The organism is Bradyrhizobium sp. HKCCYLS20291, from assembly GCF_051167715.1.
Lineage (GTDB): Bacteria > Pseudomonadota > Alphaproteobacteria > Rhizobiales > Xanthobacteraceae > Bradyrhizobium.
The window spans coordinates 56351-71824 of the sequence record NZ_JBNPTO010000008.1 but is presented as its reverse complement, the minus strand read 5'-3'; the positions used below and the strand labels follow the sequence as shown (position 1 = coordinate 71824).

General features: G+C 64.1%; 20 protein-coding genes. 19 read left to right on the top strand and 1 reads right to left on the bottom strand.

Annotated elements, in window-relative coordinates; all coding sequences use genetic code 11:
* Window positions 1-71 precede the first annotated feature (71 nt).
* Entirely contained in the window at window positions 72-2429 is a 2358-nt protein-coding gene (locus ACQR07_RS19220; RefSeq protein WP_434903766.1) for an ABC transporter transmembrane domain-containing protein, read from the top strand.
* Window positions 2430-2602: 173 nt separating this feature from the next.
* Here the strand turns inward: ACQR07_RS19220 and ACQR07_RS19215 are convergent, their stop codons facing one another.
* Entirely contained in the window at window positions 2603-3814 is a 1212-nt protein-coding gene (locus ACQR07_RS19215; protein ID WP_434903765.1) for an FAD-dependent oxidoreductase, read from the bottom strand.
* Between the two features lie 831 nt (window positions 3815-4645).
* On the opposite strand from ACQR07_RS19215, the gene rpsL reads away from it, so the two are divergent.
* The 18 genes from rpsL (at window position 4646) to rplE (ending at window position 15461) form a co-directional block, all read left to right on the top strand.
* Window positions 4646-5017: a 30S ribosomal protein S12 gene (gene rpsL / locus ACQR07_RS19210; protein ID WP_006611834.1), complete on the top strand. Its 372-nt coding sequence runs from the start codon at window positions 4646-4648 to the stop codon at window positions 5015-5017.
* 29 nt (window positions 5018-5046) lie between these two features.
* Entirely contained in the window at window positions 5047-5517 is a 471-nt protein-coding gene (rpsG, locus tag ACQR07_RS19205; protein WP_434864623.1) for a 30S ribosomal protein S7, read from the top strand.
* 33 nt (window positions 5518-5550) lie between these two features.
* Window positions 5551-7623: an elongation factor G gene (gene fusA, locus ACQR07_RS19200; RefSeq protein ID WP_434864622.1), complete on the top strand. Its 2073-nt coding sequence runs from the start codon at window positions 5551-5553 to the stop codon at window positions 7621-7623.
* A gap of 39 nt (window positions 7624-7662) precedes the next feature.
* Entirely contained in the window at window positions 7663-8853 is a 1191-nt protein-coding gene (tuf, locus tag ACQR07_RS19195; protein WP_006611837.1) for an elongation factor Tu, read from the top strand.
* An 87-nt stretch (window positions 8854-8940) separates the two neighbouring features.
* Window positions 8941-9249 (top strand): 30S ribosomal protein S10, encoded by a 309-nt coding sequence (gene rpsJ, locus ACQR07_RS19190; RefSeq protein ID WP_002712302.1) that lies wholly within the window; start codon window positions 8941-8943, stop codon window positions 9247-9249.
* A 57-nt stretch (window positions 9250-9306) separates the two neighbouring features.
* Entirely contained in the window at window positions 9307-10026 is a 720-nt protein-coding gene (gene rplC / locus ACQR07_RS19185) for a 50S ribosomal protein L3 (protein WP_434864621.1), read from the top strand.
* The gene (rplD, locus tag ACQR07_RS19180) at window positions 10027-10647 is read left to right on the top strand and encodes a 50S ribosomal protein L4 (RefSeq protein ID WP_006611839.1); all 621 of its coding nucleotides are present in this window, start codon (window positions 10027-10029) and stop codon (window positions 10645-10647) included.
* Window positions 10644-10943, top strand: a complete 300-nt coding sequence (locus ACQR07_RS19175; RefSeq protein WP_006611840.1) for a 50S ribosomal protein L23 — start codon at window positions 10644-10646, stop codon at window positions 10941-10943. Before rplD ends, ACQR07_RS19175 begins: the two co-directional genes overlap by 4 nt.
* A 12-nt stretch (window positions 10944-10955) precedes the next feature.
* Window positions 10956-11789 (top strand): 50S ribosomal protein L2, encoded by an 834-nt coding sequence (rplB, locus tag ACQR07_RS19170; RefSeq protein ID WP_434864620.1) that lies wholly within the window; start codon window positions 10956-10958, stop codon window positions 11787-11789.
* A gap of 12 nt (window positions 11790-11801) precedes the next feature.
* Window positions 11802-12080, top strand: a complete 279-nt coding sequence (rpsS, locus tag ACQR07_RS19165) for a 30S ribosomal protein S19 (protein ID WP_006611842.1) — start codon at window positions 11802-11804, stop codon at window positions 12078-12080.
* 10 nt (window positions 12081-12090) lie between these two features.
* Window positions 12091-12471: a 50S ribosomal protein L22 gene (gene rplV / locus ACQR07_RS19160; protein WP_006611843.1), complete on the top strand. Its 381-nt coding sequence runs from the start codon at window positions 12091-12093 to the stop codon at window positions 12469-12471.
* Between the two features lie 21 nt (window positions 12472-12492).
* A complete protein-coding gene (rpsC, locus tag ACQR07_RS19155) occupies window positions 12493-13203 on the top strand; it encodes a 30S ribosomal protein S3 (protein WP_012045041.1) in 711 nt (236 codons plus the stop codon).
* Window positions 13204-13243: 40 nt separating this feature from the next.
* The gene (rplP, locus tag ACQR07_RS19150) at window positions 13244-13657 is read left to right on the top strand and encodes a 50S ribosomal protein L16 (RefSeq protein ID WP_434864619.1); all 414 of its coding nucleotides are present in this window, start codon (window positions 13244-13246) and stop codon (window positions 13655-13657) included.
* 5 nt (window positions 13658-13662) lie between these two features.
* Window positions 13663-13869 carry a 50S ribosomal protein L29 gene (gene rpmC, locus ACQR07_RS19145; protein ID WP_006611846.1) on the top strand — a complete coding sequence of 69 codons (207 nt, stop codon included), beginning with the start codon at window positions 13663-13665 and terminating at the stop codon, window positions 13867-13869.
* 10 nt (window positions 13870-13879) lie between these two features.
* Entirely contained in the window at window positions 13880-14128 is a 249-nt protein-coding gene (gene rpsQ / locus ACQR07_RS19140) for a 30S ribosomal protein S17 (protein ID WP_008963469.1), read from the top strand.
* 100 nt (window positions 14129-14228) lie between these two features.
* A complete protein-coding gene (rplN, locus tag ACQR07_RS19135) occupies window positions 14229-14597 on the top strand; it encodes a 50S ribosomal protein L14 (protein ID WP_006611848.1) in 369 nt (122 codons plus the stop codon).
* The gene (gene rplX / locus ACQR07_RS19130) at window positions 14597-14911 is read left to right on the top strand and encodes a 50S ribosomal protein L24 (protein ID WP_434903764.1); all 315 of its coding nucleotides are present in this window, start codon (window positions 14597-14599) and stop codon (window positions 14909-14911) included. The genes rplN and rplX overlap by 1 nt, the downstream gene beginning before the upstream one ends.
* Window positions 14904-15461 (top strand): 50S ribosomal protein L5, encoded by a 558-nt coding sequence (rplE, locus tag ACQR07_RS19125; RefSeq protein ID WP_434864618.1) that lies wholly within the window; start codon window positions 14904-14906, stop codon window positions 15459-15461. Before rplX ends, rplE begins: the two co-directional genes overlap by 8 nt.
* Window positions 15462-15474 lie beyond the last annotated feature (13 nt).

Below are 15474 nucleotides of genomic sequence, written 5' to 3'. Positions count from 1 at the left end.
CGCCGTGCAGATGTTAAAGGCCTGACGCGCAGGGCTGGCGCGTCGTCGGCCACGCTGCTTCGGTTGGTTGCATGGCGCCCAAGAAACCAGAGTCCACGTCAGGGTCGAAGCCGGCCTCCAAATCAGGCTCGAAGCGAGGTTCGAAATCCGGTTCGGCCGCGGCTGCGCCCGGTCAGACCGCAGACGATCGGATCGCCGGGGAAAGAATTGCGGCGGCCGCCGGTGCCGCTGCCGAGATCGCAAATCGGCTTTCTGGAGCCGCCGCGCCGGGAGCGCCAACGACACCCGAATCGCCGCCGGTAACTCAAGCACCTGTAGCCGCCACCTCGCCGACGACGACCGAAGCGCCGCCGCCCCCCGAGCCGTTACCGGCCCCCAAACCGCCGGAGGCAGCAAAGCCGCCGGAGGCTGCAAAGCCCGCCCAGCCCAAGCCGGTGCAGCCCACCACGAAGCCAGGGCAGCCCGCAAAGCCGCCACAGGCCAGCAAGCCTGCGCCGCCGCCCTCCGACGGGGATGACGACGAGGACAGCGAGGACGAGGACGACGATCTCGACGACGATGATGATGACGAGGATCTCGTCGTCTATAGCGCGCGCGAGGCCGCCGGCGCGCTCGCGACGATCTACGGCTTCGTCAGGCCGCTGCTCGCAAATTACAAGAAGATCCTGGCTTTCGTCACGATCGGCGTCCTGGTCGAGACGTTGTTCAACGTCATCATGCCGCTCAGCCTGAAGTTCCTGATCGACGACGCGCTCGGCGAAGAGGATTTCGAGGCGCTGTACCGGATCCTCGGCGTGCTCGCCGCCGCCGGAATCTTCACCTCGATCGTGGCCGTGCTCTACGAGCGCTGGGACGCGCGCCTCGCGGCAGGCATCATTTCCGATGTCCGCACCCGGCTGTTCGACCACGTGCAGAACCTGCCGGCGGCCTATTTCCAGCGTACCAAACGCGGCGAGATCCTGTCGCGTTTCTCGGTCGACATGTCGGCGTTCGAGGGGGTGGTCAAGACCTTCGTCAACAGCGCCGCGCTGCCGCTGCTCGAGCTCATCGCCGGCATCGTCCTGATGCTGTTCCTCAACTGGCAGCTCGCCGCGATCGCGCTCCTGGTGTTCCCGATCACGCTGATCGGCCCGCGCATCCTGACGCCCAAGGCGGTGCAGGCCAACTACGAGCAGAAGCTCAACGAGGCGTCGCTGCTCGGCGTCATTCAGGAAAACATCGCGGCGCAGGCGGTGATCAAGGCCTTCAGCCTGCATCGCAAGGTGTTCGGCTGGTTTTCCTTCCGCAACGACGCCGCACGGCGGAAGATCGCGGACGCGATGTTCCTGTCGACGATGGTAGAGCGCACGGTGACCATCGCGGTGCTGCTGCTGCACCTGTTCGTGCTCGCCATCGGCGCCTATCTCGCCACCAAGGGCCAGATCACGATCGGCACCTTCGTCACCTTCGAGAGCGCGTTCTGGGAGGTGTCCTACAACATCGCCCATGTCATGCACTTCATCCCGGTGTCGATCTCCTCGGCGGCCGCGATCCGCCACATGCAGGAGCTGCTGGACGAGCCCACGCGCGGCGCCGACCGGCCGGGCGCACCGGACCTGCCGCGCATCAGCCATGACATCACCTTCGAGCGTGTCGGCTTCCAGTATGAGGGCAGCCAGACGCCGGTGCTGGACAATCTCAGCCTGAAGCTCGACGTCGGCAAGCGCATCGCCATCGTCGGTCCGTCCGGCTCCGGCAAGAGCACGCTGCTCAACCTCATCCTGCGGCTCTATGTGCCCGATGAAGGCCGGGTCACCATCGACGGCGTCGACATCCGCAAGGTGACGCGCGACTCGCTGCGCGGCAGCATGGCGGTGGTGTTCCAGGAGAACATGCTGTTCAACATGTCGCTGCGGGAGAACATCCGCCTCGGCAAGGAGGGCGCGACCGACGAAGAGGTGGAGGAGGCGGCCAAGAAGGCCGAGATCCACCGCTACATCATGAGCCTGCCGCAGAAGTACGACACCCTGGTTGGCGAGCGCGGCGACACGCTGTCCGGCGGCCAACGCCAGCGCATCGCGATCGCCCGCGCCATCATCCGCAATCCCTCCGTGCTGCTGCTCGACGAGGCGACCTCGGCGCTCGACCAGACCACCGAGGCCGCGATCAACCGCACCCTGCTCAAGGTTTCCAAGGGCCGCACCATGATCTGGTCGACCCACCGCCTCACGTCAGTGGTCGAGATGGACGAGATCATCGTCATCTCCGGCGGCCGCGCCATCGAGCGCGGCAGCCATGCCGAGCTGCTCGCCAAGAACGGCACCTATCGCAAGCTCTGGGACGACCAAGGCCATCAGCCGAGCCGGGTCGCTCAGGCGGATGACGACGATGATGATGAGGATGAAGACGACGACCTCGAGGATGATGAGGACGAGGACGACGAGGACTAGTCCGCATCACGCCTCAGCGCAGTGAGATGCGGAACGTACGACGGATCTCTCCTCCGTCATTGCGAGCGCAGCGAAGCAATCCAGGGCTGCGCATGCGACTCTGGATTGATTCGCTGCGCTCGCAATGACGCAGAGAGAGGCGGGGCCCGAATGGCAATGCGACTCGTGGGGGCTCACGAGCTTTCGGTCAGACCCCGGATATCGCGGCGCTCATCCGGACTGAGCGATCGCGTCGCGAGCAGGGGGCCAGCCAGCCGGTGCCGTACGCCGCGGCCGAGCGAGACGGCGAATCGGGCCCAGCGCTGGGCGAGCCAATAGGGGCCGCGGCCGATCGAGACTTCGCGGAACTCCCAGGCCTTCTGCAGCGACCAGGCATCGCAGGCTCTCTTGACCGGATCGTCGTAGAACGCCGCGATCTTGGTGTCGCTCATGCCCTCGGTCGAAAGCCAGCGCGGGATGTGGACGTTGCAGAGACGCTCGACGTCGGTGAACACCTTGTCGGAGCCGGTGCCGGTGACCGGGCAGGTGGTGCAGAAGGCGTCGCCGACCAGGACGACACCGGGTATGCGGGTGCCGCTGTTGACGATGAGGTCGGCCGGCCGGACCTTGACCTCGCCGCTGACCGTGTAGTCGCCGGTGATCCGCTTGAGGCCGGGCAGGGCTGCCTCCAGGGTCTCGGCCGGATGGTGCCGGACCGACCGCAGCCAGGGATCGTCGACCGCGCGATAGGCGAACAGGTTGGCGCGCATGCGGTCGCCGATCGGAAACAGCGTGATGTAGGGAACCCGGCTGCTGGCGCGCTCCTGGAAATAGGTCATGGCCGGGAACGGAAAGCTGGGACCGCCGCCAGGCACCAGATCGAAGCCGACCGAGATCGAATGCGCAGGGCTGGTGATCGTCCGGGTGATTCCCAGCATGTGCCGCAAGCCGACGTTCAGCCCATTGGCGAGCACGACCAGCCGCGCCGAGATCGTGTCGCCATTGGAGAGCACGACGGACTGGCGATCCTCGCTGGGGGTGATCGCAACCGCCTTGGCCAGGATCCGCGGCACGGAGCCGGGAATCTCTTCCCGCACCGCCGCCACCAGCGCGTCGTACAGGATGCCGTATTGATGCACCGGCGCGTGATCGAGGACGTAACCGAATCGGGCGATCCAGTTCTCGGAGGCCAGGGTCGCCCGGCGCAGCGCCAGGTCCGCGACCCCCGTGCGTCGGAAACGCCCGATCTGCTCCGCGCCGGAAATCTTCTCGATTCGGAAGTCCGGCGGGTAGACCGCGTGGGGGTCGACCAGAATCGCCGCAACGCCGGCGCGTCCGAGCATGGCAGCCGCGGTCGAGCCGGCCAGGCCGCCGCCAATGATCGCGATGTCGGTATAGTGGGTCACCGGGCGCCTCGTCGAAGCGCCATCCTTGCCCGCCAAAGCCGAACAAAGCCTTAGCCGCGATGTTTCAGATTGTTGCGGAGGGTGAAGGGAATCGCTGTCGGTGATCTGTAGGGTGGGCAAAGGCGCGGCCCCGGTGCATCCGCGCGTGAGCTGGCGGTAGCGCCGTGCCCACCGTCGGACGGCGTACTCCGGGGTGAGACGGTGGGCACGCTGCCGCCCTTTCGGGCGGCCGCTTTGCCCACCCTACGGCACCCAATTTCGTAGCGGCATCACGGACTTGACGGCCCTGCTTGAATGAATAGGTAAGCTGTGCCGGTATCTGTTGCCGGGCGCTGGCCCAGCGCGCCAAGCATCGACATGGAAACGACTGCTTTGCGCATCCTGCGGCGTCGTTTTGCTTGACTTGGGTATTTACCGCTTATAAAAGGCCGGCACTCAACGACAGGCGGTGAGCTTCGCCAGCGTCGGTACGGATCACCCGGACCGCCCCTAACAGGGCACGATGGGCACCAACCTCGACGAATGCCGCTCAAACGCTGTCGATCATAGCTAGGCAATGCCAGAACGATTTTAGATCTCTCGAGCTCGTTCTCTTGAGACCAATTTCGGATGCATGACCTCGGTAGGCCGCCGCCAGCGCAAGCGGGTAGGTGGTTATCGCGGTCCTCTGTGGCGTCAAGCGCTTTCCGTTCAGCGATGAACGGTTGGCGCGATTTCGTTTTGCGCGGATTTCGTCGCGCGAAGCGGCCGGGTGAGGCGGGGAACCTCAAACAGAATTTGCGGAAACCCATCGTGGTTTCCGTGCGAACGTTGAGAAGGGTGAAGGCCAAGATGCCGACGATCAACCAGCTGATCGCAAATCCGCGCGAAGTGCAGAAGTCGCGCAAGAAGGTGCCGGCGCTGCAGCAGTCGCCGCAGAAGCGTGGCGTTTGCACGCGCGTCTACACCACGACCCCGAAGAAGCCGAACTCGGCGCTTCGTAAGGTCGCCAAGGTGCGCCTGACCAACGGCTTCGAGGTGATCGGCTACATCCCGGGTGAGGGCCATAACCTGCAGGAGCACTCGGTGGTCATGATCCGCGGCGGCCGCGTCAAGGACTTGCCGGGCGTGCGCTACCACATCCTCCGCGGCGTGCTGGATACCCAGGGCGTCAAGAACCGTAAGCAGCGCCGTTCGAAGTACGGCGCGAAGCGTCCGAAGTAAGACGTTCGAGAAAAGCGGGAACAGATCAGATGTCGCGTCGCCATTCAGCCGAAAAGCGTGAAGTGCTTCCGGATCCGAAGTTCGGGAACATCATCGTCACCAAGTTCATGAATTCGGTGATGTACGCCGGCAAGAAGTCGGTTGCCGAAGGGATCGTCTATGGGGCGTTCGGCCTCATCGAATCCAAGACCAAGCAGAGCCCGCTGACGGTGTTCGAGCAGGCGCTCGAGAACGTCATGCCGACGATCGAAGTGCGCTCGCGCCGCGTCGGTGGTGCGACGTACCAGGTGCCGGTCGAGGTGCGCTCCACCCGCCGTCAGGCGCTGGGCATTCGCTGGCTGATCTCGGCTGCGCGTGACCGCAACGAGAAGACCATGACCGAGCGGCTTTCGGCGGAGCTGCTCGACGCCTCGAACAACCGGGGGAACGCCGTGAAGAAGCGTGAAGACGTGCACCGGATGGCGGAAGCCAACCGCGCCTTCTCGCACTATCGCTGGTAACGGCGACCCGAACGGAAATCAGGGAACACACCCATGCCCCGCCAACACGCCATCGAAGACTATCGTAACTTCGGTATCATGGCGCACATCGACGCCGGTAAGACCACGACCACCGAGCGCATCCTGTACTACACGGGCAAGAGCCACAAGATCGGCGAAGTGCACGAAGGTGCCGCGACGATGGACTGGATGGAGCAGGAGCAGGAGCGTGGCATCACGATCACCTCGGCTGCCACCACCGCGTTCTGGAACGGCAAGCGCCTGAACATCATCGACACTCCTGGCCACGTCGACTTCACCATCGAAGTCGAGCGCAGCTTGCGCGTGCTCGACGGCGCCGTGTGCGTTCTCGACTCCAACCAGGGCGTCGAGCCGCAGACCGAGACCGTCTGGCGCCAGGGCGACAAGTACAAGGTGCCGCGGATCGTCTTCGCCAACAAGATGGACAAGACCGGCGCCGACTTCTTCAAGTGCCTGGCCGACATCGTCGATCGCCTGGGCGCGAAGCCGGTTGCGATTCAGCTGCCGATCGGCTCTGAGAACAACTTCAAGGGCTGTATCGACCTCGTGACCATGAAGGCGATCGTCTGGAACGATGAATCGCTCGGCGCGAAGTTCGACTACGTCGAGATCCCGGACGATCTCGCCGACCAGGCTGCCGAATATCGTGAGAAGCTGGTCGAAGCCGCCGTCGAGCTCGACGATGACGCCCTCGCAGCCTTCCTGGACGGCAAGGAGCCGGACGAGGCGACCCTGAAGCGCCTGATCCGCAAGGCGGTGCTGACCGGTGCATTCTATCCGGTGCTGTGCGGCTCGGCCTTCAAGAACAAGGGCGTGCAGCCCTTGCTCGACGCCGTCGTCGACTATCTGCCATCGCCGCTCGACGTGCCCGCGATCAAGGGCACCGACGACAAGGGCAACGAGGTTCTGCGCAAGGCGGACGACAAGGAGCCGCTGTCGCTGCTGGCGTTCAAGATCATGGACGACCCGTTCGTCGGCACGATCACGTTCTGCCGCATCTATTCGGGCATCCTGACCTCGGGCACCGGCGTCGTGAACTCGACCCGCGAGAAGAAGGAGCGCATCGGCCGCATGCTGCTGATGCACGCCAACAACCGCGAGGACATCAAGGAAGCCTATGCGGGCGACATCGTCGCTCTCGCCGGCCTCAAGGAAGCGCGCACCGGTGACACGCTGTGCGATTCGAACAACCAGGTGATCCTGGAAAAGATGGAATTCCCGGAGCCGGTCATCGAGATCGCGATCGAGCCGAAGTCGAAGGCCGACCAGGAGAAGCTGGGCATCGCGCTCGCGAAGCTCGCTGCCGAGGATCCGTCCTTCCGCGTGTCGACCGATCACGAGTCGGGCCAGACCATCCTCAAGGGCATGGGCGAGCTCCATCTCGACATCAAGGTCGACATCCTGAAGCGTACCTACAAGGTCGATGCGAATATTGGCGCGCCGCAGGTGGCGTTCCGTGAGCGCATCACCAAGCCGGCCAATGTGGACTACACCCACAAGAAGCAGACCGGTGGTACCGGCCAGTTCGCGGCCGTGAGCATCGTGGTCGAGCCGAACGAGCCGGGCGGCGGCTACGTGTTCGAGTCCAAGATCGTCGGTGGTGCGGTTCCGAAGGAATACATCCCCGGCGTCGAAAAGGGCATCGAGAGTGTGCTCGGCGCGGGCGTGGTCGCCGGCTTCCCGGTGGTCGACGTCAAGGTGTCGCTGGTCGACGGCAAGTATCACGACGTCGACTCGTCGGCCCTGGCCTTCGAAATCGCGTCGCGCGCGGCCTTCCGTGAGGCGCTGCAGAAGGGCAAGTCCGTTCTGCTCGAGCCGATCATGAAGGTCGAGGTCGTGACCCCGGAAGACTACACCGGTTCGGTCATCGGCGACCTGAACTCCCGTCGTGGCCAGATCCAGGGCCAGGACATGCGCGGCAACGCCAACGTCATCAACGCGATGGTGCCGCTCATGAACATGTTCGGTTACGTGAATAACCTGCGCTCGATGAGCCAGGGGCGCGCGACCTTCACGATGCAGTTCTCGCACTACGCTGAAGCGCCGGCCAACGTGTCGGCTGAAGTCCAGAAGAAGTTTGCCTGATTGTCGTTAGCTCAAGTTAGCGACTGAACGGAGAGTCAAATGGCCAAAGCTAAGTTTGAACGTAACAAGCCCCACTGCAACATCGGCACCATCGGTCACGTCGACCACGGCAAGACCTCGCTGACCGCTGCAATCACCAAGATCCTGGCCGAGACGGGCGGTGCGACGTTCACTGCCTACGACCAGATCGACAAGGCGCCGGAAGAGAAGGCCCGCGGCATCACCATCTCGACCGCGCACGTCGAGTACGAGACCAAGAACCGCCACTACGCGCACGTCGACTGCCCCGGCCACGCCGACTACGTGAAGAACATGATCACCGGCGCCGCCCAGATGGACGGTGCGATCCTGGTCGTGTCGGCTGCTGACGGCCCGATGCCGCAGACCCGCGAGCACATCCTGCTCGCCCGCCAGGTCGGCGTTCCCGCGCTGGTCGTGTTCCTCAACAAGTGCGACATGGTCGACGATCCGGAGCTGCTCGAACTGGTCGAACTCGAGGTTCGTGAGCTGCTCTCGAAGTACGAATTCCCGGGCGACAAGATCCCGATCATCAAGGGCTCGGCGCTGGCCGCTCTCGAAGATTCGGACAAGAAGCTCGGCCACGACGCCATCCTCGAGCTGATGCGCAATGTCGACGAGTACATTCCGCAGCCGGAGCGTCCGATCGACCAGCCCTTCCTGATGCCGGTCGAAGACGTGTTCTCGATCTCGGGCCGCGGCACCGTCGTGACCGGCCGTGTCGAGCGCGGCATCATCAAGGTCGGTGAGGAAATCGAGATCGTCGGCATCCGTCCGACCCAGAAGACCACCGTCACCGGCGTCGAAATGTTCCGCAAGCTGCTCGATCAGGGCCAGGCCGGCGACAACATCGGTGCGCTGCTCCGCGGCACCAAGCGTGAGGACGTCGAGCGCGGCCAGGTTCTCTGCAAGCCGGGTTCGGTCAAGCCGCACACCAAGTTCAAGGCTGAGGCGTACATCCTCACCAAGGAAGAGGGCGGCCGTCACACTCCGTTCTTCACCAACTATCGTCCGCAGTTCTACTTCCGCACGACCGACGTGACCGGCGTCGTTCACCTGCCGGAAGGCACCGAGATGGTGATGCCGGGCGACAACATCGCGATGGAAGTGCACCTGATCGTGCCGATCGCGATGGAAGAGAAGCTGCGCTTCGCCATCCGTGAAGGCGGCCGCACCGTCGGCGCCGGCGTCGTCGCCTCGATCATCGAGTAACAACACGAATAGGGAATGGCGGGTGGCGAATGGAGATCCATTCGCCGTTCGCTACTCGCCACTCACTACTCAAAGAAAGATACGGCAATGAACGGCCAAAATATCCGCATCCGTCTCAAGGCGTTTGACCATCGTATCCTCGATACGTCGACGCGCGAGATCGTCAACACGGCGAAACGGACCGGCGCGCAGGTTCGCGGACCCATTCCGCTGCCGACCCGCATCGAGAAGTTCACCGTCAACCGTTCGCCGCACGTCGACAAGAAGAGCCGCGAGCAGTTCGAGATGCGCACCCACAAGCGCCTCCTCGACATCGTCGATCCGACCCCCCAGACCGTCGATGCTCTCATGAAGCTCGACCTGGCTGCCGGCGTCGACGTCGAGATCAAGCTCTAAGTTTTTGGATTCACGTTCGCCCCATCGCGGACATAGAGAAGAACAGGAAGCACGCCGATGCGCTCCGGAGTGATCGCACAAAAGGTCGGGATGACGCGGGTCTTCACGGAGACCGGCGAACATATCCCCGTGACCGTGCTGAAGCTCGGCAATTGCCAGGTGGTCGGTCACCGCACCACCGAGAAGAACGGCTACGTCGCGCTGCAGCTCGGCAGCGGCAGCCGCAAGACGGTCTACATGCCGAAGGCGGAGCGCGGCCAGTTCGCGGTCGCCAAGGTCGAGCCGAAGCGCAAGCTCGCCGAATTCCGTGTCAGCGAGGACTCGCTGATCCCGGTCGGCGCCGAGATCCAGGCCGACCATTTCGTCGTCGGCCAGTTCGTCGACGTCACCGGCACCTCGGTCGGTAAGGGCTTCGCGGGCGGCATGAAGCGCTGGAACTTCGGCGGTCTGCGCGCCACGCACGGTGTGTCGGTGTCGCACCGTTCGATCGGTTCGACCGGTGGCCGTCAGGACCCCGGCAAGACCTGGAAGAACAAGAAGATGCCCGGTCACATGGGTGTCGATCGCATCACCACGCTGAACCTGCGTGTGGTGCAGACGGATGTTGAGCGCGGCCTGATCCTGGTGGAAGGCGCGGTGCCCGGCTCCAAGGGTGGCTGGATCTCGGTGCGCGACGCCGTCAAGAAGCCGCTGCCGAAGGAAGCGCCGAAGCCCGGCAAGTTCAAGGTCGCGGGTGAGCAGGCTGCCGAAGCGCCGGCCGTGCAGGAGGGCGCATAAATGGAACTGAAAGTCACCACGCTCGAGGGCAAGGAAGCCGGCTCCGTCCAGCTGTCCGACGCCATCTTCGGCCTGGAGCCGCGCGCCGACATCATTCAGCGCTGCGTCCAGTGGCAGCTGAACAAGCGCCAGGCCGGCACCCACAAGGCCAAGGGCCGCGCCGAGATCTGGCGCACCGGCAAGAAGATGTACAAGCAGAAGGGCACCGGCGGTGCTCGTCACGGCTCGGCCCGCGTGCCGCAGTTCCGTGGCGGTGGCCGCGCCTTCGGTCCGGTCGTGCGCTCGCATGCGACCGATCTGCCGAAGAAGGTCCGTGCGCTCGCGCTGAAGCATGCGCTGTCGGCCAAGGCCAAGGACGGTGATCTGGTCGTCTTGGAGAACGCCACCCTCGAGGCAGCGAAGACCAAGGCGCTGATCGGCCACTTCTCGGGTCTCGGCCTGACCAACGCGCTGATCATCGACGGCGCCGAGCTGCACAACGGCTTCGCCGCTGCGGCCCGCAATATCCCGAACCTGGACGTGCTGCCGATCCAGGGCATCAACGTCTACGACATCCTGCGCCGTCAGAAGCTCGTGCTGACCAAGGCGGCGATCGATGCGCTGGAGGCGCGCTTCAAATGAAGACCATCGATCCGCGCCACTACGACATCATCATCGCGCCGGTCGTGACCGAGAAGGCGACGTTTGCCTCCGAGCAGAACAAGGTTCTGTTCAAGGTGGCCGCCAAGGCGACCAAGCCGCAGATCAAGGAAGCGATCGAGAAGCTGTTCGACGTCAAGGTCAAGAGCGTGAACACGCTCGTCCGCAAGGGCAAGACCAAGGTGTTCCGCGGCAATTTCGGTTCGCAATCGGACAGCAAGCGCGCGATCGTGACCCTCGAAGAGGGCCACCGCATCGACGTGACCACCGGACTGTAAGGCTGAGCTGCCATGGCACTGAAGACATTCAATCCCACGACGCCGGGCCAGCGCCAGCTGGTGATGGTCGATCGTTCGGCCCTGTACAAGGGCAAGCCGGTCAAGGCTCTGACCGAGGGCAAGCAGTCGAGCGGCGGCCGCAACAACACCGGCCGCATCACGGTTCGCTTCCTCGGCGGTGGCCACAAGCAGTCGTACCGCACGGTCGACTTCAAGCGTGACAAGGTCGACGTTCCCGCGACCGTCGAGCGCCTGGAGTACGATCCGAACCGCACGGCCTTCATCGCCCTGATCAAGTATCAGGACGGCGAGCTCGCCTACATCCTGGCGCCGCAGCGCCTGGCGGTTGGCGACACCATCGTCGCCGGCAACTATGTCGACGTGAAGCCGGGCAACGTCATGCCGCTCGGCAACATGCCGGTCGGCACGATCGTGCACAACATCGAGGTCAAGATCGGGAAGGGCGGCCAGCTCGCGCGTTCGGCCGGCACCTACGCCCAGATCGTCGGCCGCGACCAGGACTACGTGATCGTCCGCCTGAACTCGGGCGAGCAGCGCCTGGTGCACGGCCGTTGCCGCGGCACCATCGGTGCGGTGTCGAACCCGGACCACATGAACACCTCGATCGGCAAGGCCGGCCGCAAGCGTTGGATGGGCCGCCGCCCGCACAACCGCGGTGTCGCGATGAACCCGATCGACCATCCGCACGGCGGCGGCGAAGGCCGTACCTCGGGCGGTCGTCACCCGGTCACTCCATGGGGCAAGCCCACCAAGGGCAAGAAGACCCGCACCAACAAGTCGACCGACAAATTCATTCTCTTGAGCCGCCACAAGCGGAAGAAGTAAGGAACGACGGACATGGTTCGTTCAGTCTGGAAAGGCCCGTTCGTCGAGGCGTCGCTGCTCAAGAAGGCAGATGCGGCGCGCGCGTCCGGCCGTCACGACGTCATCAAGATCTGGAGCCGCCGCTCGACCATCCTGCCGCAGTTCGTCGGCCTGACGTTCGGCGTCTACAACGGCCAGAAGCACGTGCCGGTGGCCATCAACGAAGAGATGGTCGGCCACAAGTTCGGCGAGTTCTCGCCGACCCGCACCTTCCACGGCCATTCGGGCGATAAGAAAGCCAAGAAGGCTTGAGGATTAAGCGATGAGCAAACCAAAGCGCGAACGGAGCCTCCCCGACAACGAGGCCAAGGCTGTGGCCCGGATGCTTCGGGTGAGCCCGCAGAAGCTGAACCTGGTGGCGCAGATGATCCGCGGCCGCAAGGCGTCGGCAGCCCTCGCCGACCTGCAGTTCTCGCGCAAGCGGATTGCGGTCGACGTCAAGAAGTGCCTGGAATCGGCGATCGCCAATGCCGAGAACAATCACGAGCTCGAAGTCGACGATCTCGTCGTCTCGCAGGCTTTCGTCGGCAAGGGAATCGTGATGAAGCGTTTCTCTCCGCGCGGCCGTGGCCGTTCGGGCCGAGTTTTCAAACCGTTTTCGCAGCTGACGATCATTGTTCGTCAGGTCGAGGCGAGCGCTTAAAGCAGGCGCTGGGAGAATACGATGGGTCAAAAGATCAATCCGATCGGTCTGCGTCTCGGCATCAACCGGACCTGGGATTCGCGCTGGTTCGCCGGCAAGGCCGAGTACGGCAAGCTGCTGCATGAAGACGTCAAGATCCGCGAGATCCTGCACAAGGAGCTCAAGCAGGCGGCCGTCGCCCGCATCGTGATCGAGCGTCCGCACAAGAAGTGCCGTGTCACGATCCACTCGGCCCGTCCGGGCGTCGTGATCGGCAAGAAGGGCGCCGACATCGACAAGCTGCGCAAGCGCGTCGCCGACATCACCTCGTCGGACGTCGTGATCAACATCGTCGAGATCCGCAAGCCGGAGCTCGATGCCACGCTGGTCGCCGAATCGATCGCGCAGCAGCTCGAGCGCCGCGTTGCTTTCCGCCGCGCCATGAAGCGCGCCGTTCAGTCGGCGATGCGTCTCGGCGCCGAGGGCATCCGCATCAACTGCTCGGGTCGCCTGGGCGGTGCGGAAATCGCCCGCATGGAGTGGTATCGTGAGGGCCGGGTGCCGCTGCACACGCTGCGCGCCGACATCGACTACGGTGTGGCCACCGCGTTCACCACCTTCGGCACCTGCGGCGTGAAGGTCTGGATCTTCAAGGGCGAGATCCTCGAGCACGATCCGATGGCACAGGACAAGCGGATGAACGAAGGCGGCGGCGAGAGCTCGCAGCCGCGCTCGCGCCGCGACGCGGCCTGATCGATCAGCCGCGACAAGACAGGTTTGAGGGCTCAAAGCCATGATGCAACCAAAGAAGACCAAGTTCCGAAAGGCGCATAAGGGCCGTATCCACGGCGTTGCGTCCTCGGGCGCGACGCTGGCCTTCGGCCAGTTCGGGCTGAAGGCGATGGAGCCGGATCGTATCACGGCACGCCAGATCGAGGCCGCCCGTCGTGCGCTGACCCGTCACATGAAGCGCGCCGGCCGCGTCTGGATCCGCGTGTTCCCGGACCTGCCGGTGTCGAAGAAGCCGGCCGAAGTCCGCATGGGCTCCGGCAAGGGCTCGCCGGAATTGTGGGTGGCCCGCGTCAAGCCGGGCCGGGTGATGTTCGAGATCGACGGCGTGAGCAACCAGATCGCGCGCGAGGCGCTGCTGCTGGCGGCCGCCAAGCTGCCGATCAAGACGCGCTTCGTCGAACGCATTGCGGAGTAATGGTCATGGCCGAGATGAAGATTGCCGACATTCGCGCGATGAGCCCCGATCAGATGGACGATGCGATCGTCAATCTGAAGAAGGAGCGCTTCAACCTGCGCTTCCAGCGTGCCACCGGGCAGCTGGAGAACACCGCCCGCCTGCGTGAGGCGCGCCGCGACATCGCCCGTATCAAGACCATCGCCGCGCAGCAGCGCGCCAAGACGAAGTAAGAGGCTCGACATGCCGAAACGGACCCTCCAGGGCGTTGTCGTCAGCGACAAGCAGGCCAAGACGGTGGTCGTGCGCGTCGACCGGCGCTTCACCCACCCGATCTACAAGAAGACGATCCGCCGCTCGAAGAACTACCACGCCCACGACGAGAACAACGAGTTCAAGCCGGGCGACATGGTGTGGATCGAGGAGAGCAAGCCGATCTCGAAGCTGAAGCGCTGGACCGTGGTCCGGGGCGAGCACAAGAAAACCGCCTGAGGCGCGTGACGCGGCCCTCCCTCCAGGGGCCGGTTTCGCTTTCGGGATCAAACAAGGCGCAGCTTTCCTGCGCAGCAGATGAAGAGGACGAGGTGCATCAATGATTCAGATGCAGACCAACCTCGACGTGGCCGATAATTCCGGCGCACGCCGTGTTATGTGTATCAAGGTGCTGGGCGGCTCGAAGCGCCGCTATGCCACCGTCGGCGACATCATCGTGGTGTCGATCAAGGAAGCCATTCCGCGTGGCAAGGTGAAGAAGGGCGACGTCATGAAGGCCGTCGTTGTGCGCGTCCGCAAGGACATCCGCCGCGCCGACGGTTCGGTGATCCGCTTCGACCGCAACGCCGCCGTCCTGATCAACAACCAGTCGGAGCCGGTCGGCACCCGTATCTTCGGGCCGGTGCCGCGCGAGCTGCGCGCCAAGAACCACATGAAGATCATTTCGCTCGCGCCGGAGGTGCTGTGATGGCTGCCAAGATCCGCAAGGGCGACAAGGTGATCGTCCTGACCGGTCGCGACAAGGGTCGCACCGGCGAGGTGTTCGAGGTGCGTCCGGACGCCGGCACGGCGCTGGTGCGCGGCATCAACCTGGTGAAGCGTCACCAGAAGCAGACGCAGAACCAGGAGGGCGGCATCATCTCCAAGGAAGCCCCCATCAACCTGTCGAACGTCGCTTACGTCGGCAAGGACGGCAAGCCGACGCGCATCGGATTCAAGATTCAGGCGGACGGCAAGAAGGTCCGCGTTGCCAAGAGCTCGGGAGTTGAGATCGATGGCTGAGACCGCTTACACCCCGCGCCTCCGCACGGAATACGACAGCAAGATCAAGAGCGCGCTGACCGAGAAGTTCGGCTACGCCAACGTCATGCAGGTGCCGCGGCTCGACAAGGTCGTGCTGAACATGGGCATCGGCGAGGCGGTCAACGACCGCAAGAAGGCGGAGACGGCTGCGGCCGACCTGTCGCTGATCGCCGGTCAGAAGGCCGTCGTGACGTACTCGCGCGTCGCCATCGCGACCTTCAAGCTGCGCGAAAACCAGCCGATCGGCTGCAAGGTCACGCTGCGCAAGACGAAGATGTACGAGTTCATCGACCGCCTGATCAACGTCGCGCTGCCGCGCGTCCGCGACTTCCGCGGCCTGAACCCGAAGAGCTTTGACGGCCGCGGCAACTACTCGCTCGGCATCAAGGAGCACATCATTTTCCCGGAGATCGATTTCGACAAGGCCGGGGAGAGCTGGGGCATGGACATCACGGTGTGCACCACCGCGACGACCGACGATGAGGCCCGTGCGCTTTTGACCGCATTCAATTTCCCGTTCCGGCAGTGAGCAGCTGAGTTCA

Bases quoted from the DNA above. Each gene is read 5' to 3' on its own strand.
- ACQR07_RS19220 (WP_434903766.1), top strand. From the start codon at position 72: ATGGCGCCCAAGAAACCAGAGTCCACGTCAGGGTCGAAGCCGGCCTCC.
- rplP (WP_434864619.1), top strand. From the start codon at position 13,244: ATGATGCAACCAAAGAAGACCAAGTTCCGAAAGGCGCATAAGGGCCGT.
- rpsL (WP_006611834.1), top strand. From the start codon at position 4,646: ATGCCGACGATCAACCAGCTGATCGCAAATCCGCGCGAAGTGCAGAAG.
- rplN (WP_006611848.1), top strand. From the start codon at position 14,229: ATGATTCAGATGCAGACCAACCTCGACGTGGCCGATAATTCCGGCGCA.
- tuf (WP_006611837.1), top strand. From the start codon at position 7,663: ATGGCCAAAGCTAAGTTTGAACGTAACAAGCCCCACTGCAACATCGGC.
- rpsC (WP_012045041.1), top strand. From the start codon at position 12,493: ATGGGTCAAAAGATCAATCCGATCGGTCTGCGTCTCGGCATCAACCGG.
- rplV (WP_006611843.1), top strand. From the start codon at position 12,091: ATGAGCAAACCAAAGCGCGAACGGAGCCTCCCCGACAACGAGGCCAAG.
- rpmC (WP_006611846.1), top strand. From the start codon at position 13,663: ATGGCCGAGATGAAGATTGCCGACATTCGCGCGATGAGCCCCGATCAG.
- rpsQ (WP_008963469.1), top strand. From the start codon at position 13,880: ATGCCGAAACGGACCCTCCAGGGCGTTGTCGTCAGCGACAAGCAGGCC.
- rpsJ (WP_002712302.1), top strand. From the start codon at position 8,941: ATGAACGGCCAAAATATCCGCATCCGTCTCAAGGCGTTTGACCATCGT.
- ACQR07_RS19175 (WP_006611840.1), top strand. From the start codon at position 10,644: ATGAAGACCATCGATCCGCGCCACTACGACATCATCATCGCGCCGGTC.
- rplC (WP_434864621.1), top strand. From the start codon at position 9,307: ATGCGCTCCGGAGTGATCGCACAAAAGGTCGGGATGACGCGGGTCTTC.
- fusA (WP_434864622.1), top strand. From the start codon at position 5,551: ATGCCCCGCCAACACGCCATCGAAGACTATCGTAACTTCGGTATCATG.
- rplD (WP_006611839.1), top strand. From the start codon at position 10,027: ATGGAACTGAAAGTCACCACGCTCGAGGGCAAGGAAGCCGGCTCCGTC.
- rplX (WP_434903764.1), top strand. From the start codon at position 14,597: ATGGCTGCCAAGATCCGCAAGGGCGACAAGGTGATCGTCCTGACCGGT.
- rplB (WP_434864620.1), top strand. From the start codon at position 10,956: ATGGCACTGAAGACATTCAATCCCACGACGCCGGGCCAGCGCCAGCTG.
- rpsS (WP_006611842.1), top strand. From the start codon at position 11,802: ATGGTTCGTTCAGTCTGGAAAGGCCCGTTCGTCGAGGCGTCGCTGCTC.
- rpsG (WP_434864623.1), top strand. From the start codon at position 5,047: ATGTCGCGTCGCCATTCAGCCGAAAAGCGTGAAGTGCTTCCGGATCCG.
- rplE (WP_434864618.1), top strand. From the start codon at position 14,904: ATGGCTGAGACCGCTTACACCCCGCGCCTCCGCACGGAATACGACAGC.